This is a genomic window from Leptospira noumeaensis, assembly GCF_004770765.1.
In the GTDB taxonomy this organism is placed as follows: domain Bacteria; phylum Spirochaetota; class Leptospiria; order Leptospirales; family Leptospiraceae; genus Leptospira_A; species Leptospira_A noumeaensis.
Genome location: NZ_RQFK01000028.1, coordinates 260,862 through 287,376 on the forward strand (window position 1 = coordinate 260,862; position 26,515 = coordinate 287,376).

At 36.3% G+C, this 26,515-nt stretch carries 32 protein-coding genes; 20 read left to right on the forward strand and 12 right to left on the reverse strand.

Annotation, left to right across the window (positions count from 1 at the left end):
- The first annotated feature begins 42 nt into the window (after window positions 1–42).
- Window positions 43–2,427 carry a TonB-dependent receptor gene (locus EHQ24_RS16470; RefSeq protein WP_135602715.1) on the forward strand — a complete coding sequence of 795 codons (2,385 nt, stop codon included), beginning with the start codon at window positions 43–45 and terminating at the stop codon, window positions 2,425–2,427.
- 16 nt (window positions 2,428–2,443) lie between these two features.
- Complete coding sequence (locus EHQ24_RS16475) at window positions 2,444–3,013, forward strand: LIC_11695 family lipoprotein (protein WP_135602716.1); 570 nt, start codon at window positions 2,444–2,446, stop codon at window positions 3,011–3,013.
- 14 nt (window positions 3,014–3,027) lie between these two features.
- Here EHQ24_RS16475 and EHQ24_RS16480 read toward each other — a convergent pair whose 3' ends face one another.
- Complete coding sequence (locus EHQ24_RS16480; RefSeq protein ID WP_208725841.1) at window positions 3,028–4,122, reverse strand: PepSY-associated TM helix domain-containing protein; 1,095 nt, start codon at window positions 4,120–4,122, stop codon at window positions 3,028–3,030.
- 341 nt (window positions 4,123–4,463) lie between these two features.
- On the opposite strand from EHQ24_RS16480, the gene moaCB reads away from it, so the two are divergent.
- The 4 genes from moaCB to EHQ24_RS16495 all read left to right on the forward strand — a co-directional run bounded on the left by moaCB (window position 4,464) and on the right by EHQ24_RS16495 (window position 8,969).
- The gene (gene moaCB / locus EHQ24_RS16485; protein WP_135602717.1) at window positions 4,464–5,378 is read left to right on the forward strand and encodes a bifunctional molybdenum cofactor biosynthesis protein MoaC/MoaB; all 915 of its coding nucleotides are present in this window, start codon (window positions 4,464–4,466) and stop codon (window positions 5,376–5,378) included.
- Window positions 5,375–6,571: a molybdopterin molybdotransferase MoeA gene (locus EHQ24_RS16490; protein WP_135602718.1), complete on the forward strand. Its 1,197-nt coding sequence runs from the start codon at window positions 5,375–5,377 to the stop codon at window positions 6,569–6,571. The genes moaCB and EHQ24_RS16490 overlap by 4 nt, the downstream gene beginning before the upstream one ends.
- Window positions 6,565–6,735 (forward strand): hypothetical protein, encoded by a 171-nt coding sequence (locus EHQ24_RS19265; RefSeq protein ID WP_167483088.1) that lies wholly within the window; start codon window positions 6,565–6,567, stop codon window positions 6,733–6,735. The genes EHQ24_RS16490 and EHQ24_RS19265 overlap by 7 nt, the downstream gene beginning before the upstream one ends.
- 77 nt (window positions 6,736–6,812) lie before the next feature.
- Window positions 6,813–8,969, forward strand: a complete 2,157-nt coding sequence (locus EHQ24_RS16495) for a molybdopterin-dependent oxidoreductase (protein ID WP_135602719.1) — start codon at window positions 6,813–6,815, stop codon at window positions 8,967–8,969.
- On the opposite strand, the gene EHQ24_RS16500 is transcribed toward EHQ24_RS16495, so the two are convergent.
- Window positions 8,966–10,042 carry a HesA/MoeB/ThiF family protein gene (locus tag EHQ24_RS16500; RefSeq protein WP_135602720.1) on the reverse strand — a complete coding sequence of 359 codons (1,077 nt, stop codon included), beginning with the start codon at window positions 10,040–10,042 and terminating at the stop codon, window positions 8,966–8,968. The two genes, EHQ24_RS16495 and EHQ24_RS16500, sit on opposite strands and share 4 nt — an antisense overlap.
- Before the next feature lie 132 nt (window positions 10,043–10,174).
- Here EHQ24_RS16500 and EHQ24_RS16505 point away from each other — a divergent pair, with 132 nt between their 5' ends.
- The 6 genes from EHQ24_RS16505 (at window position 10,175) to EHQ24_RS16530 (ending at window position 14,394) form a co-directional block, all read left to right on the forward strand.
- The gene (locus EHQ24_RS16505) at window positions 10,175–11,116 is read left to right on the forward strand and encodes a radical SAM protein (protein ID WP_135602721.1); all 942 of its coding nucleotides are present in this window, start codon (window positions 10,175–10,177) and stop codon (window positions 11,114–11,116) included.
- Window positions 11,117–11,359, forward strand: a complete 243-nt coding sequence (locus EHQ24_RS16510; RefSeq protein WP_135602722.1) for a MoaD/ThiS family protein — start codon at window positions 11,117–11,119, stop codon at window positions 11,357–11,359. It begins immediately after the preceding gene.
- Window positions 11,360–11,800: a molybdenum cofactor biosynthesis protein MoaE gene (locus EHQ24_RS16515; RefSeq protein ID WP_135602723.1), complete on the forward strand. Its 441-nt coding sequence runs from the start codon at window positions 11,360–11,362 to the stop codon at window positions 11,798–11,800.
- Window positions 11,784–12,416, forward strand: a complete 633-nt coding sequence (locus tag EHQ24_RS16520; RefSeq protein WP_135602724.1) for a molybdenum cofactor guanylyltransferase — start codon at window positions 11,784–11,786, stop codon at window positions 12,414–12,416. Before EHQ24_RS16515 ends, EHQ24_RS16520 begins: the two co-directional genes overlap by 17 nt.
- Window positions 12,413–13,003 carry an HAD family hydrolase gene (locus EHQ24_RS16525; protein ID WP_135602725.1) on the forward strand — a complete coding sequence of 197 codons (591 nt, stop codon included), beginning with the start codon at window positions 12,413–12,415 and terminating at the stop codon, window positions 13,001–13,003. The genes EHQ24_RS16520 and EHQ24_RS16525 overlap by 4 nt, the downstream gene beginning before the upstream one ends.
- Window positions 13,004–13,203: 200 nt before the next feature.
- Window positions 13,204–14,394, forward strand: coding sequence for a hypothetical protein (locus EHQ24_RS16530; protein WP_135602726.1), 1,191 nt, complete (start codon window positions 13,204–13,206; stop codon window positions 14,392–14,394).
- A 25-nt stretch (window positions 14,395–14,419) separates the two neighbouring features.
- Here the strand turns inward: EHQ24_RS16530 and EHQ24_RS16535 are convergent, their stop codons facing one another.
- Window positions 14,420–15,361: a sensor histidine kinase gene (locus tag EHQ24_RS16535; RefSeq protein ID WP_135602727.1), complete on the reverse strand. Its 942-nt coding sequence runs from the start codon at window positions 15,359–15,361 to the stop codon at window positions 14,420–14,422.
- A gap of 1 nt (window position 15,362) precedes the next feature.
- A complete protein-coding gene (locus EHQ24_RS16540) occupies window positions 15,363–15,629 on the reverse strand; it encodes an immunoglobulin domain-containing protein (RefSeq protein WP_135602728.1) in 267 nt (88 codons plus the stop codon).
- A gap of 182 nt (window positions 15,630–15,811) precedes the next feature.
- On the opposite strand from EHQ24_RS16540, the gene EHQ24_RS16545 reads away from it, so the two are divergent.
- Window positions 15,812–16,309 (forward strand): YdeI/OmpD-associated family protein, encoded by a 498-nt coding sequence (locus EHQ24_RS16545; protein ID WP_135602729.1) that lies wholly within the window; start codon window positions 15,812–15,814, stop codon window positions 16,307–16,309.
- 28 nt (window positions 16,310–16,337) lie between these two features.
- On the opposite strand, the gene EHQ24_RS16550 is transcribed toward EHQ24_RS16545, so the two are convergent.
- Window positions 16,338–17,324 carry a M14 family zinc carboxypeptidase gene (locus tag EHQ24_RS16550; protein ID WP_135602730.1) on the reverse strand — a complete coding sequence of 329 codons (987 nt, stop codon included), beginning with the start codon at window positions 17,322–17,324 and terminating at the stop codon, window positions 16,338–16,340.
- 247 nt (window positions 17,325–17,571) lie between these two features.
- Here EHQ24_RS16550 and EHQ24_RS16555 point away from each other — a divergent pair, with 247 nt between their 5' ends.
- From EHQ24_RS16555 to EHQ24_RS16560, 3 genes are all read left to right on the forward strand, one after another.
- Window positions 17,572–18,525: an alpha/beta hydrolase gene (locus EHQ24_RS16555; protein ID WP_135602731.1), complete on the forward strand. Its 954-nt coding sequence runs from the start codon at window positions 17,572–17,574 to the stop codon at window positions 18,523–18,525.
- Window positions 18,515–18,676 carry a hypothetical protein gene (locus tag EHQ24_RS19270; protein WP_167483095.1) on the forward strand — a complete coding sequence of 54 codons (162 nt, stop codon included), beginning with the start codon at window positions 18,515–18,517 and terminating at the stop codon, window positions 18,674–18,676. The genes EHQ24_RS16555 and EHQ24_RS19270 overlap by 11 nt, the downstream gene beginning before the upstream one ends.
- A gap of 99 nt (window positions 18,677–18,775) precedes the next feature.
- A complete protein-coding gene (locus tag EHQ24_RS16560) occupies window positions 18,776–19,360 on the forward strand; it encodes a DNA-3-methyladenine glycosylase I (protein WP_135602732.1) in 585 nt (194 codons plus the stop codon).
- A 29-nt stretch (window positions 19,361–19,389) separates the two neighbouring features.
- Here EHQ24_RS16560 and EHQ24_RS16565 read toward each other — a convergent pair whose 3' ends face one another.
- Both EHQ24_RS16565 and EHQ24_RS16570 read right to left on the reverse strand, forming a co-directional pair.
- Window positions 19,390–19,776, reverse strand: a complete 387-nt coding sequence (locus EHQ24_RS16565) for a nuclear transport factor 2 family protein (RefSeq protein WP_135602733.1) — start codon at window positions 19,774–19,776, stop codon at window positions 19,390–19,392.
- Between the two features lie 87 nt (window positions 19,777–19,863).
- A complete protein-coding gene (locus EHQ24_RS16570; RefSeq protein WP_135602734.1) occupies window positions 19,864–20,301 on the reverse strand; it encodes a MarR family winged helix-turn-helix transcriptional regulator in 438 nt (145 codons plus the stop codon).
- 264 nt (window positions 20,302–20,565) lie between these two features.
- On the opposite strand from EHQ24_RS16570, the gene rnk reads away from it, so the two are divergent.
- Window positions 20,566–20,982 carry a nucleoside diphosphate kinase regulator gene (gene rnk, locus EHQ24_RS16575; protein WP_135602735.1) on the forward strand — a complete coding sequence of 139 codons (417 nt, stop codon included), beginning with the start codon at window positions 20,566–20,568 and terminating at the stop codon, window positions 20,980–20,982.
- A 151-nt stretch (window positions 20,983–21,133) separates the two neighbouring features.
- Here the strand turns inward: rnk and EHQ24_RS16580 are convergent, their stop codons facing one another.
- From EHQ24_RS16580 to EHQ24_RS16595, 4 genes are all read right to left on the reverse strand, one after another.
- The gene (locus tag EHQ24_RS16580; RefSeq protein WP_135602736.1) at window positions 21,134–21,493 is read right to left on the reverse strand and encodes a cysteine rich repeat-containing protein; all 360 of its coding nucleotides are present in this window, start codon (window positions 21,491–21,493) and stop codon (window positions 21,134–21,136) included.
- A gap of 179 nt (window positions 21,494–21,672) precedes the next feature.
- Window positions 21,673–22,293, reverse strand: a complete 621-nt coding sequence (locus EHQ24_RS16585; RefSeq protein WP_135602737.1) for a glycosyltransferase family protein — start codon at window positions 22,291–22,293, stop codon at window positions 21,673–21,675.
- 58 nt (window positions 22,294–22,351) lie between these two features.
- Window positions 22,352–23,533, reverse strand: coding sequence for a thiolase family protein (locus EHQ24_RS16590; RefSeq protein ID WP_167483096.1), 1,182 nt, complete (start codon window positions 23,531–23,533; stop codon window positions 22,352–22,354).
- 64 nt (window positions 23,534–23,597) lie between these two features.
- A complete protein-coding gene (locus EHQ24_RS16595) occupies window positions 23,598–24,068 on the reverse strand; it encodes a MarR family winged helix-turn-helix transcriptional regulator (protein ID WP_135602739.1) in 471 nt (156 codons plus the stop codon).
- A gap of 121 nt (window positions 24,069–24,189) precedes the next feature.
- Here EHQ24_RS16595 and EHQ24_RS16600 point away from each other — a divergent pair, with 121 nt between their 5' ends.
- Window positions 24,190–24,780: a hypothetical protein gene (locus tag EHQ24_RS16600; protein ID WP_135602740.1), complete on the forward strand. Its 591-nt coding sequence runs from the start codon at window positions 24,190–24,192 to the stop codon at window positions 24,778–24,780.
- Window positions 24,781–24,786: 6 nt separating this feature from the next.
- Here the strand turns inward: EHQ24_RS16600 and EHQ24_RS16605 are convergent, their stop codons facing one another.
- Window positions 24,787–25,029, reverse strand: coding sequence for a hypothetical protein (locus EHQ24_RS16605; protein WP_244310492.1), 243 nt, complete (start codon window positions 25,027–25,029; stop codon window positions 24,787–24,789).
- A 123-nt stretch (window positions 25,030–25,152) separates the two neighbouring features.
- On the opposite strand from EHQ24_RS16605, the gene EHQ24_RS16610 reads away from it, so the two are divergent.
- Window positions 25,153–26,028, forward strand: a complete 876-nt coding sequence (locus EHQ24_RS16610; protein WP_135602741.1) for an alpha/beta fold hydrolase — start codon at window positions 25,153–25,155, stop codon at window positions 26,026–26,028.
- A gap of 91 nt (window positions 26,029–26,119) precedes the next feature.
- Entirely contained in the window at window positions 26,120–26,512 is a 393-nt protein-coding gene (locus tag EHQ24_RS16615) for an STAS/SEC14 domain-containing protein (protein WP_135602742.1), read from the forward strand.
- Window positions 26,513–26,515 lie beyond the last annotated feature (3 nt).

Here is a 26,515-nt window from a genome sequence, read left to right on the forward strand (position 1 = left end):
TTTTAAGTCGACAAATAATGAATCTTACGGACGATTGGCCGTATGGCCCTTATTTTTGAGAATCAATCTCATATAAATGACCGCTCCATCAGACAGAATCGCTCCTTTTTTTCGCTGATTGTTCTAAATTTTTACTATTCGATCCTTTTCTTCTGTTTCCTCTCCCTACTCACAACCAAAGTTCACGCGCAAAACTTAGAGAAAAAAACTGACCGCACACAAGAAGGGACTGGATCTGATTCCAATTCCGGAACCAAACCTGTGGAACAAGGGATTCGTGTGACTGGCAAAAAGGATCCGAGGGACAGAGAAATCCTTCGGACACCTAATAGTATCAGTCGTTTGAACGAACAAGAAATCCAAGATGCAGGGATCAACCGGACAAACGATATCGATAAACAAGTTCCCAATTTTTCCATCATTGATTCGGGATCGCGTAACTTTACTTATTTTAATATTCGTGGGATGCGAAGTATTGCTTTCAGTGAACCAGCAGTGGGTTTGATTTTAGATGGAGTTCCATTGAATGATAATGTGGCACTTAACACAGAGTTATATGGACTAGAAAACATAGAAGTGTACCGAGGAAGCCAAGCAACTTTGTTTGGAAAAAACTTCCAAGGGGGTGTAGTTGAGATTCGAACCAAAAAACCAACAAATGTAGCAGAAGGAAAAATTACTTACGATGTTGGAAATTATAAAAAACAAGAGATCTCAACTTATTACAATGCACCCATCATCAAAGATACTTTGTATTTTGGAATCGCCGGTAAATCAACAGAACGTGAAGGATATCTTTCCAATATAACAGGATTTTATTATCCAAACAATCGCCCTTACGAAATTCCCATTGAAATCTATAAAACTCATCCCGATGGAAGGAAAGGAAAAGCAGGACGATTTAGATTGTTCTTCACACCTAATGAAATATTTGAAGCCGATTTACAAGTGAGTGCAGAGAGTTTTGATGACGGCTCTCTCAACTTAGTTAATTATTTGGGGGCAAAATCCGAAAGAGAAAAAGCTCTATTACAAGGATGTGTGGCAATGCCTGCCAACTGTTCTAAGTTATATGGAACTTACGTTAACAGAGTAAATGGAGATAGAAAAGTATACTGGGACTACGAAGGAAAAAGTAATGTAACAGGAAATACTTACTCTTTAGCTACAACCACTAAACTACCCCATACCAATTTAAAAACTGCTTCTGCTATTCGAAAGATGGACATTGACCCAATCACTGCCGATTCTGATTTTACGACAGTAGACCAAAACAGATCAATTTATGTAGAGAAGGCCACAACTTTCCTAAACGATGTTTACGTTGAATCAAAAGACAAAAATGATCCCCTGCAATTTAAAGCAGGAATTTATGCTTCCAGTAAAGTCACAAATATAGACCAAGCAAGAGAACACAGATCCCCAATTTATGTGATTAATGATTTCCCTGGACTTACTGCCCCCACCAGGGAGAAAAACCTTTCAAGACTACAAGATCGAAACGTAAGTTTTTATACTCACAATAGTTATACATTTGCTGAAAAATTTACTGCAACCTTAGGTGCTCGATTAGAAAGACAAGAAAGCCGTCTTTCACATACCGAACAAGCAGTGGGGATTTCTCGTTCAGGAAATCCACTCGGCGAGACACTAGTGTTATCCGACCCATACACAATTAACAATCGTTACAACTACAATGTATCCCGAATGATTTTTGATTATAAACCGATCGAAAACTTAATGTTTTTTATAGGTTTTAGTCGCGGATACAAAAATGCAGGTTATAGCACCGTCGTCAATATCCCTGACAAGGCCGCATTCAAACCAGAAATTAACGATACAATTGAAGCTGGGGTTAAGTCCGAATTTTTCAAAGGAAAATTTGGATTAAAATATACGCAGTTTTATACAGAAACACAAAACTTCCACGTGGTGCGAGCCATCAACCTTTCGCAATACATCAATCTCAATGCGGAAATGGTTACAATTAGAGGTTATGAATTAGAAACATTCATCAAACCACAAAAAGATACCAAACTAGGACTTTCTGCTGGTTATACGGAAGGGATCTTCAACAAGTTTTATGATTCAGTTCTCAATCGTGACTTCAATGGCAAATGGGTTCATTTCATTCCCAAATACGACATTGTCAGTTATCTACAATTTAGAAATGAATATGGAATTTTTTTCCGAGGTGAATTCCAAGCAGTCGGACAAATGTACTTTGCGGCAGATAACACTGTTTATAGCGATCCTTACTATGTAATCAATGCAAGGGTCGGATACGAAACCGACACCATCTCTGCCTATCTTTACATGAATAATATCAACGATCGATATTATTTCACTTCGTACATCGATGGAACTTTTCAAGCCGTACCCGGCGCACCCAAAACATACGGATTTATGTTAACTTATAAAATTTGAATTTCTGGAGAACCCTATGAAAACTAAAACAAAAATAAAAACTCTACTCACTCTAATCACATTAGGACTAAGCGTATTCCAATGTGATTTGTTTGATCCTAAAGACAAAGTTACCAGTGATGATCTGGTTTCGATGCTCGCCTTACAACAAATCAATGCCAATAGTATGAGTGAAGCTCAAAGATTAGGTTTAAACGTTGCGTATAGCCATAGATTTAGTATCAAAGATGGCCCACATTTGTTCTGCAGAGAATATTCTACAGCTTATTTAGAAAAACAAGCAGAATGGGAAAAAGATATGGAACAAACCTATACAACCATTGGAAATGCAATTGGCATTCAGATTGTTGTTGAAAGACTGAGTGGTCCGTGTGCCGTCACGAATAAAGTAGCTGCTTGTCATTACGACGGAGTGGATGGGATTAATGATCTGATCCCCTATGCTTATACGACAGAAGGAGAACATAAATACCTTATTCCCGCAAACGCATACTACGGAACAACAGATTTAAAAAATGCTAAAGAAGCTTGCGAAAGATTCAAAGGCACTTATGTTTGTTACGACCCAAGTAAATGTTGGCAATAATTAAAAACTAAAATTCAAACAGAAGAACTCAAGGGAATCTTTTGGGTTCTTCTCCTTTTATTCTTTCTCTTTATATAATAAATACTTAGCCCACTGATTGAAAGTATTGCTGGAGTTAGTCCTCCGATCACCCAAATTACTTTACTAAAATGATTCGCAAAGGTTCCAAAATGAAGTGGCCGAAAAGAATCTAAAACTTGGTTCAAAAAACTTTCTTTTGACATATCCACTTGATCAAATATTTGTTTGGATTTTACATCATAACGAATATAAGATCCGTATCGGCTTTCCAATCCAGAAGAATCAAATCGATTCCCATAGATTCCTATCGGTTCATCTTTGGAATGATGGGGAAAGGAAACATAACCTAATCGAAATCCTGGAATTTCAATTTTTGTTTTTTCCACCAACTGATCAACCGAATCATTGGAATTCCATAAATGGTGAACTACCTTTTCTTCGGGATACCTTTGAATCACCGTATCACGTAAACTCCACCACCCGCCGGTGATCGCCAAAACCAAATGGAACCAAATCGCATTGATTCCAACAAACTTATGTAAGTCGGAAAAAAGAATTTGTGCACTTTCTTTCCATCGAAGGCGAAACAAACTCACCCAAAATCTTTTATAAAGTTTGATCCCACTTATTGCTAAAAACAAATAAATAAACGCGATGCACCCGGTTAAAAAATATCCCACCCCACCCATAAAAAGACTATAATGCAAAACGATCAAAAACCCATAGAGACTATCACTTCGATTCTCTTTTAGTTTTCCTATGACAGTTCCATTGTATGGATTGACCAAATAAACAGATTCGCGACTTGGAGTTTCTAAATCATGAAACCAAACTTGATCCGCTTGGTCATTCAAATCAGACAACAACCAACCTGCTACCGAACCTTGTGGAATTTGAGTTAACAGTCGTTTGTATAAATCATCCAAAGGTAATCTGTTTTTTTCGATTACGACCGAGTGCGCACCTGTCAATGATTGCAGTTCTTTTCCATAAACAAGAAGTGAGCCCGTTAGGCCTAAAACCAAAAGGAAACTGGCTCCAAAAATTCCGAGAACCATGTGGATTTGATACCAAGTTTTTGCTTTCACGAACGATGTCTCTCCTCGTAACTAAATCCACAATAATGAGACCAGGTCTCATTATCAAGTAAATCTGGAAAAAGCAGAGGTTCGAACCAATCGTTATCTTGGATTGGAAAACGAAATTCTGGCTAGTTTGCCAACTCTTTCAGAATTTTACCCACTTCTGGGCGACAACTTCCGCAACCTGTTCGAGCACCTTTAGTAGGTTTGGTGCCCGTAACCCCAGAGAGTAACTTCCCTCTTTTGTCTCCAAGTTCCAATCTTGGAGTTTGTCGAAAAAAAATCCAAATGGTATACGTAGGAAAAATGACTGTTCTTCCATCCTATCACCCTTATAAGGGATAGGAATGAATGATATTACCGGAAAAAGAACCACCCTTCGTTATGCAGAAGCAGAAGGGTTTGTATATTGTAACGCGGAAACCATCAAACGAGTCAAATCAAACAATCTTCCTAAAGGAGATTTGTTTGGTGTGGCAAAGGCCGCAGCCCTACTCGGTTCCAAAAAAACTTCAGAACTCATTCCGCATTGCCATCCTGTTCCCATTGATTCCTTTTCCATTCAGTTTGAAATTTTAGAAGATAAAAATGCCATTCGTATCCAAACAAATGCCAAGTCCATAGGCAAAACAGGAATTGAAATGGAAGCCCTTACGGGCGTTACAGTAGCAGCACTTGTGATTTATGATCTATTAAAACCAATTGATAAAGAAATCGAAATCACTTCTGTTCGACTCCTCGATAAAAAAGGAGGAAAAACTGATGCACAAATTTCGAAATTCGCAAAAGGATCTAATGCAAAAATTTTAGTATGTTCGGACTCTTGTTTTGCTGGGAAAAAAGAAGATGGATCAGGAAAGGCTATTGCCGAACTTCTAGCAGGAGAAGGTGTGGAAGTTTTAGAAATTAAAATTGTTCCTGATGAACCAAAAGAAATTCAAAATACAGTCACGGCTTGGGCCCGTGAAAACATAGACCTCATCGTCACCACGGGTGGGACAGGACTTGGGCCAAGAGACAACACAACAGATTCCATCAAACAAATATTAGATAAAGAAATTCCTGGTGTAGCAGAAGTTATGCGTTCTTTTGGACAAGATAGAACTCCCTTTGCCATGTTATCTTGTTCCCTTGCAGGAAAAATCAAAAAATCCATTGTGGTTACTGTTCCAGGAAGTACTAATGGTGCAAAGGAAAGTATGACTGCCATTTTACCGGCAATTTTTCATGCAAAAAAGATGATGCGAGGAGAAGGGCATTGATTTCTTACGCGGCAGCTTTGGAGAAAATCCTTTCTGAAGCGAAACCTTATCCCAAAGAAATCGTCACAATAAACGAAGCTCTTGGTCGAGTTTTGGCAGCAGAAATTTTTGCAGATAGAGATTATCCACCTTTTCATCGTTCAGCGATGGATGGGTTTGCCATTAGTTCAAAAGATTATGCAGAAAACCAATTATATCCCTACCAAAGAGAACTTTCGGCGGGAGCTAGTTTAAATTTAGAACCAAATGAAAAAACCATCCGTATCATGACAGGTGCCCCGGTTCCCGATGGATTCGATGTTGTGATCAAAATCGAAGACACTATCCTTTCCGAATCCAATGGGCAAAAACAAGTGACTTTTTCCATAAAGGATGTCAAACCTTGGCAAAATATCGCCAAACAAGGGGAAGACTTAAAAAAAGGAGATTTGGTTTTATCTATAGGACTTAAAATAGGTACATCCGAAATATCTGTTTTGGCAAGTTTAGGAAAAGAAAAACTAACAGTCGTCAAACCACCAAAAATTCATATCATTTCTACAGGAAACGAAGTGGTACCTATCAACACTTCCCCACTCCCTTTTCAAATCAGAGATTCCAATTCCTATACCATCACATCCATTTTGTCCAAATACAAAATCCAACCGGAACTTGTAACCCATGTCCCAGATTCGGAATCCGAAATCACAAATCAAATCCAACAGGGACTTGAGGCAGATATTCTCATTCTTTCGGGTGGAGTTTCTATGGGTAGTTTGGATCTTGTTCCTTCCATATTACAAAAATTAGGTGTTGAGTTAATTTTTCACAAAACAGCGATCAAACCAGGAAAACCAATTTGGTTTGGAAAACGGAAAAACACCATTGTTTTTGGAATGCCAGGAAATCCCTTCAGCGTCCAAACATGTTCTAGAATCTTTCTCGAACCTTTTTTAAGAAAATCATTTGGACAAAATCAAATTCCTTCTTATAAACTCCCTTATTCAACCACCAAACAGAAGAAAGGTTCGCTCACTGAATTTTTCCCTGTCCGATTAGAGACAACCAATAACGATAAAACTTATCTTTCTCCTCTGAGTTTCAATGGCAGTGGAGACGTAAGGGCAGGAGTTACCTCCGACGGACTTGCCATCTTTCCGACTGAGGTCTCTTCCATCCAAAAAGATGACCTGCTAGAGTTTTTACCTTGGTAAAAGGATTTCTTCAAAAAATCATAAATTCCGTCTTACTCGTGATTAAAGATCCAAGAGTTTGGTTACGCTTCCTACTAGCTTTTGGTGATAAGTTTGGAATCAAATGGGGACTTCGTGAAAGGATTGTTTGGTTGTCAGCGGTTCTCGCTGGTGAAGAAATCTGATTTTGTAAAAAATCGACCCATTTTAAACTTGTCTTAAGAAAAACTCTCTTTTAGAATTTTCCCTTTAGGAGAGAGTTATGCATCAATTTCATTACCGTTCTTGTACTTTATGCGAAGCCATGTGCGGGTTACAAATCGAAATGAGTGATGGATCCATCCTAGGATTCAAAGGTGATCCCGAAGATAAATTCAGCCGCGGTCATATTTGTCCGAAAGGACCCGAACTAAAAAGCCTCTACCTCGATCCGGATAGGATCAAACTCCCTCAAAAAAGAACAGAATCTGGATGGGAAACGGTTTCCTGGGTGGATGCTCTTTCTGACATTGCTACGCAGTTAGTTGGCATCCAAACGAAATACGGAAACGATTCCGTGGCTATTTATAATGGTAACCCGACCGTTCATAACTATGGTTCCATGTTATTTGGACAAAGGTTTGCCAGTAGACTCAAAACCAAAAATAACTTCTCCGCCACTTCCGTAGACCAGTTACCCCACCAACTCCTTTCTTATTTGATGTTTGGCCACCAACTTCTTGTTCCCATTCCTGATATTGATCATACAGATTTTTTTCTGATTTTAGGAGGAAACCCATTTGCATCTAACGGAAGTTTAATGAGTGTTCCCGATGTGAAAAAAAGACTGAAAGCCATCCAAGATCGAAATGGAAAGTATGTTGTGGTGGATCCTCGTAAATCCGAAACTGCATCACATGCAAACGAACATATTTTTATCAAACCAGGAACGGATGCGTATTTTTTACTCGCCCTACTCCATGTTCTTTTTGCAAACAAACTAACAAAACCAAATTCACTCATCCGAAACGAAGACTTACAAACAATAGAAAACATCACTAAAGACTACAGTCCAGAAAGAGTTTCTAAAATTACAGCTGTTCCCACAGAGACCATCCAAAAGATAGCGACTGAATTTGCAAATGCAGAGTCCGGAGTTTGTTATGGAAGGGTGGGAGTGTCAACACAAGAATTTGGAGCCGTGTGCCAATGGTTGATCAATGTCATCAATATTGTTACTGGTAATTTAGACAGAAAAGGGGGAGCCATGTTCACACTTCCCGCCGTTGATTTGGTCGGTGAAGGATCTGTGATGCGTTCAAATCCTGGAAGTTTTAATACTTACCAATCCAGAGTTCGTAAACTTCCTGAATTTAGTGATGAACTTCCTGTAGCGGCATTAGCAGAAGAAATTTTAACAGAAGGTGAAGGAAAAATTCATGCCCTTGTGACTTCGGCAGGAAACCCCGTATTATCAACACCTAACGGAACAAAACTGGAGAAAGCCTTAGCTAGTTTAGATTTTATGGTCTGTGTCGATTTTTATTTGAATGAAACAACAAAACATGCAAACTATATCTTACCACCTACATCCGCTTTAGAACACGATCACTACGATTTGATTTTTAATGTATTTGCCGTCCGTAACACAGCCAGATACAATACACCTCTTTTTCCTCCCGAATCTGGAATGTTACATGATTGGGAAATTTTTTCAGACCTGACCAAACGTTTGGAACTTACAAGATCAGGAAAAGAACTTCCAAAAGAAGTGATCAAAACAAAACTAACACCCGCTAGTATCATTGATCATGCACTCAAATCAGGACCTTACGGAAATAAGGGGAAACGTAATGTCGATATGAGTTTGGAACTTTTAAAAAATAGTCCCCATGGTGTGGATCTAGGGCCTTTACAACCCAGTTTTCCCGAAAGATTATATACAGAAGACAAAAAGATCCATCTTTTTCCTGAAATTTTAAAAGAAGATCTCCCAAGACTTAAAAACAAATTTTCTGAATGGGAAAAATTTTCTTCTGACAAATCACAGTTTTTACTCATTGGTAGAAGGCATTTGCGTAGTAACAATTCCTGGATGCACAATCTTCCAAAACTAATGACCGGTAAATCAAGATGTACCATTATGATCCATCCTGAAGACGCAAGTACATTAGGAATTTCTAATGATGAAGAAGTCATAGTGGAATCCTCGGTAGGCAAAATTCAAATTCCAGCAGAAATCACAGACGAACTTATGAAAGGTGTTGTGAGTATCCCTCACGGGTTTGGACACAATCGTGGTGGAACCAATCAAAAAGTGGCGACCGAATTTTCAGGAGTCAGCATTAACGATTTAACGGATGATCAAAGTATTGATGAATTTTCTGGAAATGCCGCGTTTAGTGGCGTTAAAGTTTTTATCAAAAAACAAAAAGTTTAAATGGAATTTTTGTTCTGTAAAAAGGAGAGGTAGGCCCTTCGACCTCCTAATAGCGAATAAACGTCTTTCCCGTTATTAATGTAGGTTACAGCTTTTTTTGAACGAATCCCTGTTTCACAAATACAAACCACACTACTCCATTCGGGAACTTCCAGAAGGTAACCCTTTTCTAATTGGGAAAGAGGTACGAGAACAGTATCGGCAATGGGAAAATTTTCTGTTTCCTCCTTTTCTCTCACATCCAAAAGAATTACTTTTTTCTGACTTTGCATTTCGATGAACTTGGCCGAATCGATTTCTATTCCTTCCCAACTTCTATTTGTTTCTTTATGACCGTCGCCACAAACTGGACAATGAAGATTTGCTTCCACTTTGGATGAAAAAAGAAGTGGTGGGTTCCATTCCATAAAATAAACCGAACTTAGATCTGTTCCATTTGGATCGAGAAGGTATTGCATGGCTAAAGAAGTTTGGTAAGTCCCAGCAAGAGCCGTTTGTAATCCTAAAACACCACCAACACTACAATTCATTGTGTCCCCATCTTTTAGGTCAGGAAACAAACAACGGTAACATGGTTTTCCTTCACCAGAAAAAATTGCAAATTGTGAACTTGTCCGAAACACTGAGGCAGTCACTAACGGGACTGATTTTGATACACATAGATCATTAATCACATACTTTGAAGAAATTGTGTCCGTACAATCCAATACAAGATCCCAACCATCCAATCGTTCGGACTTTGTGGATTCAGAAATTAGTTCAAAAAAACATTCAATTTGTAACCAAGGACAATGTTCCAACAACACTTTCGAAACTACCTCTACTTTAGGTAATCCCAGATCTTTAAATGTAAACAATGTTTGGCGGTGAAGATTCGAAACCTCTACACGATCAAAATCTATGAGACCAATCCGACCAATTCCACCCAGGGCCAGTTGCAAAGCGGCAGGGCATCCGAGCCCGCCGAGCCCAATGACGAGGACGGAGGAATCCTTCCATTTTTTTTGACCGGCAGAACCGATTTCAGGAACTTGGATTTGACGTTGGAAGAATGAATCCTCTTCTGAACCCATAACTTAAAAGAAGAAATAAGGATTTATCGCAAGCAAGGAGAAATTACCAATTTGCTAAAATAGTTCAATATCCGAAACGATCTTTCTATTTTTGTTTTCAACCTAGAAAACTAGACTAAACTAGACTTTAAGGTGAAAGAAGAAACTAGAAAATTTGAAGTACTTCGGGTGAGTATCCTTTCACACTGTAGTTTTGCCTGTGTTTATTGTGCACCAAAAAATAAACCTGATCCGACCAATTTATATCCTAACATTCATTATTTAAGTCCTGAACTTTTAGAATCTAAAATCTCTGCATTACAACCTCATATCCAAATTAAAGAAGTTCACCTAACAGGAGGCGAACCGACATTACATAAAAACCTCATCCCACTAATAGAAAAACTAAAACAACTCTCTATTAACGAGATTGCTATCACTTCAAATGGTTTTTTCGATGATGGATTGATACCGAAAATGAAAATGGCTGGCCTCACTCGTATGAATTTTTCTTTAGATAGTTTTTCACAAAATGGATTTGAAAGATTAAGTGATCGTAAACTTCCCGTGGAAAGATTAATGTATCGAATTTTAGAAGCAAAAAATCTGGGGCTCGACGTAAAAGTAAATTGTACTGTATTAAAAGGATATAATGAATCTGAAATTTTAGATCTCCTAGGTTGGTCAGGGGAAAATGGAATCACCATTCGTTTTTTAGAATTTATGAGAATGGGCCCTTTGCAAGAAGAACACGAAGATTTTTTTTATTCAGCAGATAAAATTCGAGACACCATTGGCAGTAAATATAATTTTTCACCTTACCCAACAGCTTCAGATTCAACTGCTACTTACCATATAACTGATAACGGTTATTTATTTGGAATCATCGCAAACCATACGGAACCATTTTGTGAAGGTTGCAATCGTTTACGAATGGATTCTTTCGGTAGAATTTATGGATGTTTGAGTGATCAGACTTCCTTCGAGATCCCATTGGTGAATTCAGAGGTACAAGTGGTTTTAAAAAAAGCTATGGATACAAAAAAAAATAAGTTCACCGGTTCCCAATTATCAATGAAATACATTGGAGGATAAATGAAAATCCAACTTCTATCATTTGCAGCATTAAAAGATTTTTTCCCTTCAAAACAGGAAATGAATTTGGATGGAATTAAAACTGTTTCCGATTTAAAAACTCATCTTCTTGGATTAAATCCGGATGCCGAAAAACTCATCAAAATCAGCCGTATTTCGGTCAATCAAACGATTGCCAAAGATTCAGATTTGATTACTGAAGGTGCTGTCGTGGCACTCCTTCCTCCATCAAGCGGAGGTTAAATGGATACAAATATAAATTACAAACATATCACGGAAGAAAAACTAATCTTACCTTCGCAGTTTCCTCCTTTACCAAGTATGGGAGGTTATGTATTTTTTGCTGGTATTGTTCGAGATATTAACGAAGGAAAACAAGTCACCCATTTGGAATATGAAGCTTATTCCGAACTTGCAAACCAAATGATCGAAAACATAATTCAAGATGCATTTAAAACTTGGGAACTAGAGTTTGCCGAATGTATCCATCGTTTAGGGAGACTGGGTCTCGGTGATGTTGCGGTAATTGTTAACACTGGCGCTGTCCATAGAGACGAAGCTTACAAAGCTAATAGATACATCATTGACCGAGTCAAACATGAAGTTCCTATCTGGAAAAAAGAATACTATGTAGATGGAAGTTCCGAATGGTCAAAAGGATGTGCCCATGACCAACACGACTAAACCCATTTTTGTTATACTTGCCGGCGGACAAAGTGTTCGAATGGGAGAAGACAAAGCTTTTATTCCCATCGGTAAAAATTCCAATTTCCTGACTCAATTACTAAATAAGTTAAATGAAATTGACGGATCTATCTATATTTCACTTAGAAATGAACAATTAGAAATTTATAAACCATACACAAAGGAAACAACGTTAATTTTAGATAAAGACCTTCCTGTAGAAGGTCCGTTAAAAGGTATCCTTTCATCTTATTTACATTTAAAAGAAAAAAAACATCTTGGAGATTTTATTTTTTTTCTACCGATAGACATTCCTTATGTGGAAGAAAAAACAATCCAAAGACTTTTGGAAACGTATGACTCGAACCCTAAACCAATTTCTGGACTTTTTTACACCCAGGAAAGCGCTTTAGAACCTTTATGTGGGATCTATTCTAAAATAACCTTATCTCAATGGACAGAATCTTTATTTTTACCGGGACTTCATGAATATTCATTACAAAAGCGAATTTTATCATTGGATCCAAAACCAATTTTTATCAATCTTCCTTTGGAAGAAAAAATTTCTTTTAGAAATATAAATTCCAAAATGGATCTGCAAGGATTTCACAAATGAGTTATTTTAAAAGTAAAAAGAATTGGATCTTTGATATGGATGGAACCTTAACCATTGCCAATCACGACTTCCAAGCCATTAAACAGGAGTTAAACATTCCATTAGATATGGACATACTCACCTCCTTATCCAAACTTTCAAAAGAAGAGGCTGAAAAAAAACACAATCAATTAAATCAAATTGAATTAAAAATTGCAAAAACTACAGTTCCATCTCCAGGAAGTTTTGAGTTGCTTCAAAAAATCAAATCAGAAAACTACCAGTTAGGAATTTTAACTAGAAATAGTTTTGGAAACTCTATCGAAACTTTAAAAGCAGCCAAATTAATCGAATTTTTCCAAGACGATTTTATTTTTTGTAGGGAAAGGGCCATTCCCAAACCAAATCCAGAAGGAATTTTCAGACTGATGGATCTTTGGAAAGCAAATCCCATTGATACCGTTATGATTGGTGATTATATTTACGATTTGGATGCCGGAAGAGGAGCAGGAGTTGATACCATTTACATCGATCCGACAGGAACATTTCCATTCAAAAACTCCGCAACTCATTGTGTCAGAGAGTTAGGCGAAATCCTAAACCTATAAAACCAGGATACATTTTGTACGTTTTTTTTATCAACTTGTAGTGGTAATTGCGAAATCCAAGGAATGAATCCTGGATTTTATGACACAAGAGATACTTTCATATATTCGAATGTTTGATACGATATTGTCGACCAAGAAAAATCACAAAAGAAATCTTCTTTTGTGAATAAAATATTTCCATTGATTGTTAAAATAAATAGATGCGCTCATTCTATTTTTCTATTGTTTTATTGGTTCTATTACAGACAATTTCGTGTAATCCTCAGTCTACCAAAAATGAACTATCACCGGCACTCCTACTTTTCAGCTCTCTCGGCAACGAAAATAGTTCAACTCTCGAAGATAAATTTCAATCCATTCAAGTAACAACCCTTTATAGAAAAGATGGAATTTTTCAATTTCAAGACATACTGATCGAATACAAATTAAAAAATTCAAAAGAAAACTCAGAAACAGTAGAAGCATTTTTTGGAAATCCAAATGAAATTTCTTATAATACACAAACTAACAAAATATCCGGGCAAATCAGCCAAAAGGAAGATTTGTTCCAAACAAATTCTATTGTGTTTTCCTATTCAGATTTTACGAAGAGATTCAAAGTTTTTTTAACTCTAAAAAAAGATGGAAATATTGTTTCATTAAAAGAACTAACTACCACACCACCAAATCCGCCAAACATACCTCCCAATTCGATCACCATACCCCAAATAAATTATGAGAACAATCGGTCACTCATTGGAGGTACAGAATACCAAGTGATTCGTGTAAAATTCGAATCAGGTTCAGACTTATCCACCTTTACTCGGTTAAATGCTTATATTGGGAGACCGAATATCATCTCGATGGCCGCTGATAATTTCAATGTAGTTAATTATATTTCAGCAGCTTCTTATAATGATTCTTTGAATTACTTTTTATTCCTAACTCCCGAACTAAATGCATCTTATACAATCATTGTCGTAGGCTCAAACGATACGGTAAAAGGGAACCGAAGCGTAAATACAGTCCCACCGCCTCCACCACCATCTCCTTGTGCTGGAAGTGTTAATGCCCCTACCACGATAGGAAATTGTGCAACTCATTGTTTGGTAGTTGACTTAGTTGGAAATCAAATGCAATTTACTGCAAAGACATCCATTGGAACTACGACAGAAGAATATCTATCTTTAGATATGGCGAGTACAACACCAAGTGGAGGAGTTGGTCCCACTACTCTAGCTTGGTCTGAATTTTTTTCTCCGATTGCCATAGGAGATTATGAAACAGACTTACGGACTTTTGACGTAACTACTTATAACCATTCATGTGTGGCCTTGTCGTCTTACCTTGTATTGGATGGTCTAGATGGATTTAGAGATAGTTACATATCAGGCAAAATCAATGTCCCATAACATAAGTTTTTTGCTAATTCTAAACTTATATTTGGATCGGATTTTGATTGAAAGCGGGAAATCTAATTTCAAAAATAGTTCCATTCTTTTTTTCGATTAAGATAGTTCCGCGTAACTGTTTGACTAAGTTCTTAACAAGAGTCAGTCCAATACCTTTTCCATCAAAAAGATCGTTTTCCATTCCAAATCCATTGTCTCTAACGACAAAAACAAAATTATTCTGTAGTTGACTCAAATTCACCTCAATCCTTCCGTGATTTCTATTCAGAAAAGCATGACGAAAGGAATTGGAAACAAGTTCATTTAAAATAAGACCCATCGGAATCGCACGATCCAAATCCATTTCCAATCCCTCTTCAATGCTTTCAATCAACTCAATGTTATTTTTATCAGTCACATACATAATTTTAAGATTAGTCAGAATAGAATTAAAAATCAAATTCAGATCCACATATAATAGGTTAGGTGATCCATAGATAATTTTATGAACCGAAGCAATCGCCATAATTCGATTTTGAATCAAACCCAATGAGGTAGTTAATTTAGAATCATTTTCTGATTCCGCTTGCATTGCCAAAAGACCGGAAATAATTTGTAAGTTGTTATTAACGCGGTGATGAATTTCAGTAAGTAATTTCGATTTTAATTGTAGATCGGATTTAATTTGCCTTTCATGTTCAATTCTTTTAGTTTGTTCTTTTTTTACTGAATGTACATATAAAAAAATCAACAAAAACATAACATAAAGATCTTTACAAAAACCTTCATAATCATCAAAATAATCAATCCCATAACCATGTTCAAATAAATTAGATATACTTATATAACAAGGAATGATTGCGAGAATTAAAACAAATATACCTTCACCACGATAGGTTGGTCTACGAACCAAAGTTTTGAGAATCACGTAAATTGCGATCCCATAAACAATCAAAGATAAAAAATTAAGAATGACTATCAGATTCATACTAACGAAACGATTCCAAAATTTCTTTTTTTAAACTGATCAAAAACAGAAGAGAGGAAATGAAAAAAAAGGAATGTTCTAAAATATTAAAAAAATCTGGAAAAATAAAACCTTCCGCAACTGTAAAAATATTACTGAGCCATACACAGAAAAAACTTAGAATCAAAAAATAAAATTTGGGAATAAGTCCCGTCCAAAACAAACGCAAAGTAATGAGTAAACCTATGCTATCAAAAATAAGATTTAATACTTCACTTATTTGATACATATTTCACCAAACCAACCAAATTCATCGATTTCCTAGAGGACAAAGTATAACAGAGTTTCGTCTATGGTAAAGTGATAATTTGAAAAAAAGGGAACATAAGATCCGGAAAGAACCTTATCGAATTCATCTGCTTGAAATAAATTTTGATTGATTAGGATTTCAAATCTTACATACAAAACAAAATGGAAAATTTTCCCTATCTGCCTTTTTCTGCCAAAATTGAAATTATAGGAATCAATCCATTTGTTTTTTTACCTACTCCCGTTTTACACAAATTAATGTTACAAGCTGGTATAGATAAGGGCAAAATCAGAGTTTGCTTAAAAATAGAAGGTTTTGAATTTACACAAACGCTAGTTAAATATAGTGGTCATTGGAGGTTGTATTTAAACACACCAATGCGATTAAAGGCAAAAAAAGAAGTTGGTGATCAGGCAAATTTTGAAATTAAATTCAATCCGGAAGAAAAAGTACATCCTGAATCTCCGGAGCTAAAAAAAGCGTTAACCCTAAATAAAGAGGCAAAAGTTAAATTCCAAAGTTTAAGCCCTTCTCTTCAAAACGAAATCATGAGATACATTTCTGGACTCAAATCAGAGAAAACTAAGGAAGAAAATGTCGGTCGAGCCATTCAATATTTACTAGGCAAAGGTAAATTTTTGGGCAGGAAAACAAAATAATCTCCGCCGAAACATTACAAAACAAATTTCATACCAAATCAATTGGATTCGTTTTAGCCAGTCGCAACACATCTGTTAAAAACTTTCTATGACTAATGATCGATTCTTGTTTGGCTTCACGAGCAGGATTAAAGATCCCTCTTTTACGAAACACCTTCCATGGATCTAATTGGATGTCTGACCAAGTTCCAATCTCCAAAGTCAATGGTAAAAACCTGGAACCATTGGAACCGATTTCTACTTTTGTTTTCTGGTATTCATTGTACAATCTGTCCCAAAGATCACCATGTGTTGTATAAGTTTCACTCTGTGGCCCAAAACGATATAAAATATGATTAAATTTAGTTGTTAGGTGATTTGCAATTTTCTGAAACAAAGTTTCATCAACGCATTGTTCATGAGTTCCAGCATAAGGCCACCAAACATGATCTACAACACCGAAACCGGAATGAATATCAACCACCGGAATCATCGCGTTTTCAGCAGGAACAAAATATTCATTATAAAAACGATCTAATACTTTTGATTCAGCTTGGAGAACATTCCCTCTATAATAAGGAAACACATTGGAAAGTTTATGGCCTCCAAAAAAGAAAGGAGCTTTTACCGCCTCTACACCAGAGTTTCTCATTAAATCAACCCCACCAGGATTGGATCTACGTTTGAGAGCAACTCCACCTGGATTTAAAATGGGAATACAAACAATGCCAAGTTCTCCATCCTTAATCTCCCGATACAACTCCGATGTTTTACGAGCAAAAAGATCATCCAAAAAATCCAATAGAACTCGGATCCCAATGGTTTCTAATCCATGAACTCCTGCGACAAGACCGGATAGATTTCTTTTGATCGCTTTTTCCCTTCCAATTTCTAATACATAGATCGGGAAACGAAAACCTTCTTTAGTTTTTGTGGAAAATCCAAATTGTTTAAACCGAACTAGTTTACCACCTAACTTTACGATTTTCAAAATTCTGTTTTCGTATCGATTGAGACGTTTCATTCCTCTGAGCATTAATGATTAACCTACAAACTTTTGTTGTTTCGCTAAAACGACGGAACCGAAGCACCGGCAGATCTCAATATCTCAAATAGATTCGATTTGGAGAAATTCTATTTAATGAATTTTTATTACAATTTGATTACGAAAAACCAACTCAGGATTAAGCTAAGAACTTAATTATTAACGAATTACCAATAAACCAAATAGAAATTTGTGAATTTCATTTACGAGTGAATTAGATTCCTTTTCAGTTTAAACAATGAAACAATCTCTACCGAAGGCCAAACTCCAAAAATTCAAAGAAGAATCCATCACATCCAATGGAATCAAAATCAATTTGGGAATTTGGCCGGGAAAAAAACAAACGATTGTTTGCCTACATGGTTTATCGGGAAATTTGTATTCTATGAAATCTTTAGCAGAACGTCTGCATCATTTAGGATACAAGGTTATTTCCTATGACTTACGTGGCCGAGGGAAGTCAGACAAACCAAATTCCGGATACGGATTTCAAAATCATATCGAAGATTTAAAGGGTCTCATCGCTCACTACAAAATCAAAAATCCAATATTTTTTGCTCACTCTTTTGGTTGTATGATTGCTCTGCGTTATGCGATTCATTACCCAGATTCAGTTCAAGGAATGATACTTATGGATGGAGGAGGACTTCTAACACTACCAAAAAGAATCCAAGTTTTAAAAGTATTAAAACATTCTTTTGAAAGATTAGATGTTACCTTTTCAACGATATCCGAATATCTAAAATTAATTCAAAACTCTCCACTTGTGCCGAAATGGTCAAAAGAAATAGAAGAATACTTCCGGTTAGAACTGATGAAAACCAAAGGTGGTTTTGTTTGTCATATGCCTGGATATGTTATGGAAGAGGAATTAAAAGAAATGGGAGGATCCATGCATTTTCTAAATATACTAAAGTATTTAATTTGTGACCCCAAAAGAGTCCTTTCAAAAATGAAAGAAAACAGATCATTGGAATTTAAAAAAATAAAACCCCCAACTCTCATCCTTCGTGCCACAGAAATGAATTTATTCCCAAACGATGATTTATTACCAAAAACATCTTTTGAATTTATGTTAAAACAAATCCCCAACTCCCGTGGCAAAGAAATCAAAACCAACCACTACGGAATCCTTTTTGACAAAATCAAGGAGAGGGATTCGGTGATTGAAGAATTTTTGAATGAATGTTAGGATTCTATTTTTACTCTATTTCTTTTGGGAAGTTCCATTTGGTCCAATCAACTGGTTGGTTGGTGTAGGTATCATCGATTTCAAACAAAATCACTTTGGTGTGCAACTGCGAATTTTTGAAATAGCTCTATATGTCCCAATCGATTTATAAAATAACAAATATCAAAAAATCATAATGACAATTAAGAAATACAGGGAACGTACATTCACATTGACTAATTTTCGCACAATTCCTAAGTTATGTTGAGATATGAAAGATATGGAATCAGAACGTTGTTCCTGGTGTTTGAAATTTGAGCAATACATAAAGTATCATGATGAAGAATGGGGAGTGCCTGTCCATGATGACCAAACTCATTTTGAATTTTTGATCCTTGAGGGTGCACAAGCAGGACTCAGTTGGTCTACCATCTTAAAAAAACGTGAAGGTTACAGAAAGGTGTTTGTTAACTTTGATCCAACAAAAGTGGCAAAGTTTACAGATAAAAAATTAGAAAAAATCCTCTTAGATCCATCGATCATTCGTAATCGATTGAAGGTATATGCCGCGGTAAATAATGCAAAACGGTTTCTAGAAATTCAAAAGGAATTCGGTTCCTTTGACAAATACATTTGGAGTTTTGTAAATCACAAACCAATTCAAAATCGAAGGAAAAGTTTGAAAGAAGTTCCCGCGACAACCAAAGAATCAGATCTCTTGAGTAAAGATCTGATCAAACGTGGTTTTAAGTTTGTTGGTAGTACGGTAATCTATGCGCATATGCAAGCATGTGGCCTTGTCAACGACCACATTGAAAGTTGTTTTCGGTATAAAGAAATAGTTTCTATCTCTTAAATACTCCATAAATTATTCCATATCTGGGATTATAATTTTTCCGCCACCACAACAGCTTTGATCATTTTCCAGCCGCCTTCTTCAAAGTAGAAGGTGTACATAGATTGGAATTTCATAACCTTACTTTTCAAATCTGCTTTCACAAAACCAAACTTGTCCAAAAAATCAATCGAATGGATATTCACCGATCTTTCTACTCCTCCAATTTTTCCATCCTTTAACGACTCAATGTACTTCATTTTATTGGAACTGAAAATGAGATCACTCCCTTTGATATATACACTATCTGCATACTCAGTATGAAACTTTTTTTCTACTGCCAAGGTATTACCCTCATCAATGTTTTTCATTAACATAAGAAATTCTTCTTTTAAAGAATCCTCATTCATTTCAGCCTTTATTTGATTTGTGATCATAGTTTCCTCCTTTAATCACGAAAGTTTTAAGATTTAATCATTCATAGAAAACTCTATTTGTTGCTATAGCAACAAATAGTAAAAAAATTAATCTATCGATTCTTCATAAATTTGATCAATAATTCGTTTGAAAGTTTTAAAATCTTGTGTGGATAGTTTTTTAAACATTCGTTTTCGTTCCTCCGTCACAACAGAAGCCATCAAATGATAGATCTCAGAACCTTTTTTGGTTGGATACACTTGATTTTTTCTACGATCTTCTGGATCCGCTTGGATTTTGATCCAACCCTTTTCTTCCATATTGCGAAGGGCTCTTGCCATGGAAGGTCTATCATCAAAATCTCGCCCCAAATCCGACTGGCTACATCCAGGTTGTTTCATCAAACGAACTAGAACAAACCACTGTTCGGGAAAGAGATCAAGCCCATTAGCTGCTGCCAAACGCATAAACTGACGTCGCAAAGAACGCACCGTCCTATAAATCAAATATGCATAGGAATTTTCTAAATCAAATGAATCCGACATATTGTTGCCATAACAACAATATAGAATTACCTTTTCTTGTCTATAAAAAATTAATTACCAAATGTAGGCGCGTTTACTAACTTTCTTTTGCTCCAAATTCATAAAAGGCTCCTAACTCAGTATTCGGATATATACCTTTATTGAATTTCAAATTTAAAACAAATAAATTTACAATAACACCAAACCAATAACAATCTTCTTGACGGAAAAGACATCCTAAATATAGTCTAAAGTTTTTGCTTAAAATAAATTGGAGTATTGAATATGAATACTAAAAACAAAATCTATATGACTCATTTTGATTATAATCGACTAAAAACAATGGTTCTAGATTATAAAAAAAGAAATATAACAAACGGCAATCTAAAAGATTTGTTAGGGGAAATGGAAAGAGCTCAAAAAGTAGACTCTCAGTCAATTCCACCTAACTACGTCACTATGAATTCTGTGATTGAACTTAAAAATCTAGAAGAACTAGAGTTTCAAGAATTTCGATTGGTATTTCCAGAAGATGCAAATACCGAAGAAAACAAAATTTCCGTACTCGCACCCATCGGAACAGCTGTTTTAGGTTATAAAACGGGAGATGTCATCCAATGGAAAGTCCCTGGCGGAGAAAACCAGTTCCAAATTACCAAAATCAAATACCAACCAGAAGCCAACGGAGATTTTCATCTTTAAGTGAAGTTACAAACTTAACTTTAGTTAGTTTTGCGTTCCCAATCAAATCCAAGACATAACTCTAATAGATCAATGGGCCGGGCTCCTTCGGGGTCCGCTCACGCTCCCGTCTGCCTTCGGCAGACCAAGCCCTTCAGATCCCTAACGTTTGTCATACTTCATTTAAAACAGTTTTACACTGAGTGGAAATTGATGTCTCATGTTGAAATAAACATTTTAAAATACGACCACCGCCAGGAATGATCCAACGACAATATTCGCTCACGTCTTCTTTACAAAAACCTTGTGACTTAGTTTTCATTGCATCAGAAAGTGTACTCTGGGCGGTTTCACATGCGTCTGATAAATTTTTCCCACGTTCCTTCAAACATTGTAAAATTCGAGCCTTTGTATGTTTTACTCCCTGACAGTAATTGACGATCTCAGGTTGGCAAATTTCATAAATGGTTTTTGTTTCTGCAAACAAACCAAAATGAAAACAAAAAATAAGAATCAGTGACAAACGTTTCATAAACAAATAAATCCTCTATACCTAGAATGATTTTCTACAATTTCTAAAATTTTAATTTTCGTATCTGTAAATTGACAAAACAAGTCCATTATTTTGAATCAATTGTATTTTTTATTGAGCAAAAAAAGTTATCTTTACCAAATTCCTTATTCCAAAATACTACTTTTGCAGAATTTTCCCTATCTCTGGTACAAAGAGAACAATAACGATGACGGTAGGTGGAGGAAATGGCCAAATTTCAAGATTTGGTTGAGTAACGACTGTTTTATGACACCGTTTTTGATATAACGGTGCGCAGAAGTAATAGCAGGATACGGAAGCAAAACCGGCCACAAAATTTTTCTAAACTTTAAACTTAATTCCGTGTCCTCAAATATCGCTTCAATGCTTAAATCCGACATCCATAACCTGCGATCAAAAAAAACACAGTGATCAAGATAAACAATTCCTTTCCACTCCAAACGAATGAAATTAGAATACCATGAAATAAAACGCAACAGAACGTGATTCTTGTCAAATTGATGGAAAAATCCACCCCAAATCATTTTTCTATTCGAATCACAACTTAGCTTGATTAGGTGATCAATTGCTTCTTTCGGAAGCCCAGTTCTTGGGTGATGAAACAGTACCACCTCACCTTTAGATCGATGAAAACCAGTATTCAATCTTTCAGCCCTTGTGAATGCTTCTTTGGTGGATATTAGAATGATTTCAACTTGGGGATGGTTCCAATATGTTTGGAGAGAATCCTGAAATAATGAATTTTCTCCGCTGTCTGTGGGGATGACGATACTTAACATCGAAACGATCCTTCTGGATTTAAAGTAAAAAAATCCAGAAGGTTGAATAGCAAATTTTTTAATACTCTGGATTCTCTAAAACAATTGCAATGCCTTGACCGCCGCCAATACAAAGGGAAGCCACCCCATATCGGAACTTTTTTCTCCGCAGTTCATAGGCGAGAGTCAGAATCACACGTGTTCCGCTTGCACCGAGTGGATGCCCAATAGCAATGGCTCCTCCATTTACGTTCGTTTTTTCTGGATCTAAATTCAACTCTTGGATTACCGCTAGTGTTTGCGCTGCATATGCTTCATTGATTTCATAGAGATCCACTTCATCTATACGAAGCCCCGCATTTTGTAATGCCTTGGGAATGGCAAATACTGGTCCAAGGCCCATCATTTTAGGGTCGCAACCAACATTCGCATATCCTAATATTTTAGCGAGTGGCCGAATGTTTTTGGAACGAGACCATTCTTCAGAGCTTATCAATAAAGACGCTGCTCCATCATTGATCCCTGATGAATTTCCAGCTGTGACAGTTCCTTCTTTAGAGAAAGCCGTGGGAAGTTTTTGTAAACTATCAACACAAGATAACCCTCGGATCTGCTCATCTCTTTGAATGAGTGAAACATTTTTTCCTTTGCTCGGGATTAAAATCATTTCGTCAGAAAAAATTCCACTCTCACTGGCTTTTTCGGCTCGGACTTGTGAGATACCAGCCCATTCATCTTGCTTCAACCTAGAAATTTTGAAATGGTTTGCAATGTTTTCTGCTGTCAAACCCATCGTTAGATCCACATAACAATCAGTAAGACTTTGAGCCAAACGATCTTCCACAGGAGTATCACCATATTTATTCCCCCACCGAAGATTTTTCATAACAAAAGGGGCATTACTCATAGATTCTGTTCCCCCAACAAGGATTAGGTTGTTTTCCCCTGATAGAATTTTACGGGAACCAATGACTACACTTTCCATTCCCGATCCACACAAACGATTCACAGTAAGCCCACTGGAACTTTCTTTAAGACCAGATTTCAGCCCAATATGCCTTGCTAAGTAAGCAGAATCTTTATCATCTTGAATCACATTCCCGTAAATCGATTCTTCAATTTCTTCCGGATCCAAACCAGTTTTACGAATTGTTTCTTTTGCGGTAATAACTCCGAGCTCCGAAGAACTATAATCTTTCAGACCTCCACCAAATTTTCCAAAGGGAGTTCTCACTCCGTCCAAAATAACTACCATATTCAACTCCTTTTAATAGTGTATATACACTATATACTCATAATTTTCAAAAATCTAGACAATCAATCTTCTAACTTTCTTCTGCTGGATCTATTTCTAAGACGGGAAGGTTTCGTAATTCGGCAAGAATTTTTAAAGTTTGTTTGAATTCTGATTTTCCGAGATCATCTGTAATTGTGTTTTGAGTTTGTTTCCAAAGTTCTACGGCCTTTGCCAGAGCCAATTCACCTTTTTTTGTCAGTGAAATGTTACGCACATTGCCTATTTCTTTTTTTTCAATTTTGATCAAACCATCTCGATTTAAAATATCCAAACTTCTCTGTAAGGTTGTCCTATCGATATCTGTAATACGTGCTAAATCGGTGATACTGGGGTCTTTTTCATAAGCAATACCAGCCAAAAGTGTAAACTGGGTGATGCGAAGACCGGAAGGCCTTAGAGCCGAATCGTAATAATTAGTAATCAGCCGGCTGGTTCGACGAAGGCTCAAATTCAGACAGGATGAACCAATTTGTTTTAGGTCTTCATGGGAAAATTTCATTAGGCTCTACGTAATCCAGAATTATAGTGTATATACATCATATTGTCAACCAACATTCTAAATTTTTGTTTCTTAAAAAATTGTGGACATTTTGTGGAATCCACAATGATTTATCAATCTAATGTCACAATTCAAATACCTAACGCTTGTTTTTTGTTTTTTTAACTTCCTCACCTGCAAGTCCACTAATCAGTATATTTTGAATCGAGGAGTTGATTTATCTGACTCCTTTACTTTGGGAATAGAAACAAATCAATATGGTGCTGGAGTTTGGATTTGGTGTTTGGGTGGAGGCATTCATATCAACCAAAACGCAAAAGGAATTGGGATGCGTAATGGGCAACTTGGTTTATACAAAGCAGGTGGTGTTGACGATATCGGTATTTTGGGTGGCCAAACAAACAGAAGTTTTACAAACCAAATGGGAAATTCATTTTTAATGATCAACTCAAACCAACATAGACCTATTTATCCTGATTCAAAAAGAAGCCGTCAGAAATCTTATGATGCATCCAACGTATTGATGTTAGTATTTTTTACAGATAAAAAAAATAGTTCGGGTAAAAAACATTGCAACCAACCAGTAAGTGTCGAAGTATCCTTAGGTTTATTTCTTGGTGTTCGAGCCGGATTTAATTTTAGCGAATTTACAGACTTTTTATTAGGATTTACCACTTATGATTCTATGGAAGACGATATAACAATCGAATAAAAGAATTCATTCCTTCATCGTTCGATATTTTACCTCTTCCAAAATCTCTTGGTAAACACCCATACCTAAGTTGTATTCAATATCAGATTTTCCTTTGCCTATGATAAATTCTGCAAAAGTCCAATCATAACGGTTGGGATCTTTTCCTGTATCAAACCAATCTTTAAAGATAACGTTGTTTTCTTCTAAAATCACTTCCACCAAATGATAGGGTTCCGAATTTTTCCAATACCTTCTTTCTGTTATCACCAAGCCAAACCTTTATTATAGATTCATATAAATAAAAATTCCTTTCATCGTTTTATGTAAAAAACAAGAAATATAGATACATCATTGACAAGATGTTTACGATTCTATAAATACTAGAATCTTATGAAAAAGAAAACCTTACTCATCGTAGTTGCCGTTTTGACATTTTTTTTTACTACCATTAGTTATTTATTTTCGCCTATTGATCAGGATTCATTTTCAAAAGTAATTTCACGAGACGGAACCACCATTGCTTATGATAAAATTGGATCCGGCCCACCACTTATTTTTGTTACGGGTGCCATTTGTCATAGAAAGTTCCAGCCCATTATTGATGATGCTAAAACTCTAAGTCAAAATTTTACCGTTTATAATTACGATAGGCGCGGGCGTGGGGATAGCGGAGATAAAGAAATTTATTCGGTTCAATCTGAAGTAGAAGACATCGAAGCACTGATCAATGCCGCAGGTGGTTCGGCATACATTTATGGTCATTCTTCAGGTGCAGTATTGGCAATGGAGACAGCATTGGCCTTACCTAACAAAGTTAAAAAAGTTTATATTTATGATCCACCTTATGTTTCTAACGAAAAAGAACATAACGAATACCAACTTACAAAAGAAAAAATCAAGAACCTACTTAGCGAAAAAAAATATTCGAAAGCTATTGATGAATTTCTTGTTTCTATTGGTATGCCGAAAATTTTCACATACGTTTTACCCTTGACACCTGGTTGGGATAGAACCGTTCAGCTTGCACCGACTTTAATTTATGATATCACACTCACTGAAAATTTACCTCCCATTGAAAGACTATCAAAGATAAAAGTACCTATTTATATTGCTTATGGTGAAGAGAGTCCGGAAGAAATCAACAGAGTGACGAATATCCTCGCGAAAAACATACAAGGTTCCATTTTACAGGAAATATTAAAACAAGATCATTCTGTAGATACAAAGATCCTTCTACCGACGATGATTCAATTTTTTAATGATTGAAAATCAAAAAAATAAAACATTAAATTAGAATTACCTTGCAATTTTCGTCTCAAGAAAATACCAATCAGTTCATTAAGAAGGATAATTTCGAATGATCATATTTCAATGCCCGACCGCTGTGACTGAATATCTTGAAGATAAAAAGATCGTTGTTCTTACGCAGAATGGAAAGAATACAGGGGCGAATTTAAAAGATAGTTTAGACAAAGGTGTGGAAGCACTCATTCAAAACAAAGCAGTCAAATGGTTGTCTGACAATCGTAATATGGGCACTCATACAGCAGAAGATGTAGAATGGTTGAACAACGACTGGACTCCTCGGGCCATCAAAGCCGGTTGGAAAAAATGGGCTCTCATCCAACCTCAATCAGCATTGTCAGCAATGTCTGAAAAAAACTTGGTAGATTTTTTCGCGACAAATGGAATCGAAGTGAAAATTTTTGAATCACCTGAAGAAGGGTACCAATGGTTGGATTCAGTTTAGTTT

Excerpts from the sequence above, each read along its gene's own strand:
- EHQ24_RS16470 (WP_135602715.1), top strand. The coding sequence starts at position 43 with ATGGCCCTTATTTTTGAGAATCAATCTCATATAAATGACCGCTCCATC.
- EHQ24_RS16475 (WP_135602716.1), top strand. The coding sequence starts at position 2,444 with ATGAAAACTAAAACAAAAATAAAAACTCTACTCACTCTAATCACATTA.
- moaCB (WP_135602717.1), top strand. The coding sequence starts at position 4,464 with ATGAATGATATTACCGGAAAAAGAACCACCCTTCGTTATGCAGAAGCA.
- EHQ24_RS16495 (WP_135602719.1), top strand. The coding sequence starts at position 6,813 with ATGCATCAATTTCATTACCGTTCTTGTACTTTATGCGAAGCCATGTGC.
- EHQ24_RS16500 (WP_135602720.1), bottom strand. The coding sequence starts at position 10,042 with ATGGGTTCAGAAGAGGATTCATTCTTCCAACGTCAAATCCAAGTTCCT.
- EHQ24_RS16510 (WP_135602722.1), top strand. The coding sequence starts at position 11,117 with ATGAAAATCCAACTTCTATCATTTGCAGCATTAAAAGATTTTTTCCCT.
- EHQ24_RS16515 (WP_135602723.1), top strand. The coding sequence starts at position 11,360 with ATGGATACAAATATAAATTACAAACATATCACGGAAGAAAAACTAATC.
- EHQ24_RS16520 (WP_135602724.1), top strand. The coding sequence starts at position 11,784 with ATGACCAACACGACTAAACCCATTTTTGTTATACTTGCCGGCGGACAA.
- EHQ24_RS16525 (WP_135602725.1), top strand. The coding sequence starts at position 12,413 with ATGAGTTATTTTAAAAGTAAAAAGAATTGGATCTTTGATATGGATGGA.
- EHQ24_RS16530 (WP_135602726.1), top strand. The coding sequence starts at position 13,204 with ATGCGCTCATTCTATTTTTCTATTGTTTTATTGGTTCTATTACAGACA.
- EHQ24_RS16535 (WP_135602727.1), bottom strand. The coding sequence starts at position 15,361 with ATGAATCTGATAGTCATTCTTAATTTTTTATCTTTGATTGTTTATGGG.
- EHQ24_RS16540 (WP_135602728.1), bottom strand. The coding sequence starts at position 15,629 with ATGTATCAAATAAGTGAAGTATTAAATCTTATTTTTGATAGCATAGGT.
- EHQ24_RS16545 (WP_135602729.1), top strand. The coding sequence starts at position 15,812 with ATGGAAAATTTTCCCTATCTGCCTTTTTCTGCCAAAATTGAAATTATA.
- EHQ24_RS16550 (WP_135602730.1), bottom strand. The coding sequence starts at position 17,324 with ATGCTCAGAGGAATGAAACGTCTCAATCGATACGAAAACAGAATTTTG.
- EHQ24_RS16555 (WP_135602731.1), top strand. The coding sequence starts at position 17,572 with ATGAAACAATCTCTACCGAAGGCCAAACTCCAAAAATTCAAAGAAGAA.
- EHQ24_RS19270 (WP_167483095.1), top strand. The coding sequence starts at position 18,515 with ATGAATGTTAGGATTCTATTTTTACTCTATTTCTTTTGGGAAGTTCCA.
- EHQ24_RS16560 (WP_135602732.1), top strand. The coding sequence starts at position 18,776 with ATGAAAGATATGGAATCAGAACGTTGTTCCTGGTGTTTGAAATTTGAG.
- EHQ24_RS16565 (WP_135602733.1), bottom strand. The coding sequence starts at position 19,776 with ATGATCACAAATCAAATAAAGGCTGAAATGAATGAGGATTCTTTAAAA.
- EHQ24_RS16570 (WP_135602734.1), bottom strand. The coding sequence starts at position 20,301 with ATGTCGGATTCATTTGATTTAGAAAATTCCTATGCATATTTGATTTAT.
- rnk (WP_135602735.1), top strand. The coding sequence starts at position 20,566 with ATGAATACTAAAAACAAAATCTATATGACTCATTTTGATTATAATCGA.
- EHQ24_RS16580 (WP_135602736.1), bottom strand. The coding sequence starts at position 21,493 with ATGAAACGTTTGTCACTGATTCTTATTTTTTGTTTTCATTTTGGTTTG.
- EHQ24_RS16585 (WP_135602737.1), bottom strand. The coding sequence starts at position 22,293 with ATGTTAAGTATCGTCATCCCCACAGACAGCGGAGAAAATTCATTATTT.
- EHQ24_RS16595 (WP_135602739.1), bottom strand. The coding sequence starts at position 24,068 with ATGAAATTTTCCCATGAAGACCTAAAACAAATTGGTTCATCCTGTCTG.
- EHQ24_RS16600 (WP_135602740.1), top strand. The coding sequence starts at position 24,190 with ATGTCACAATTCAAATACCTAACGCTTGTTTTTTGTTTTTTTAACTTC.
- EHQ24_RS16610 (WP_135602741.1), top strand. The coding sequence starts at position 25,153 with ATGAAAAAGAAAACCTTACTCATCGTAGTTGCCGTTTTGACATTTTTT.
- EHQ24_RS16615 (WP_135602742.1), top strand. The coding sequence starts at position 26,120 with ATGATCATATTTCAATGCCCGACCGCTGTGACTGAATATCTTGAAGAT.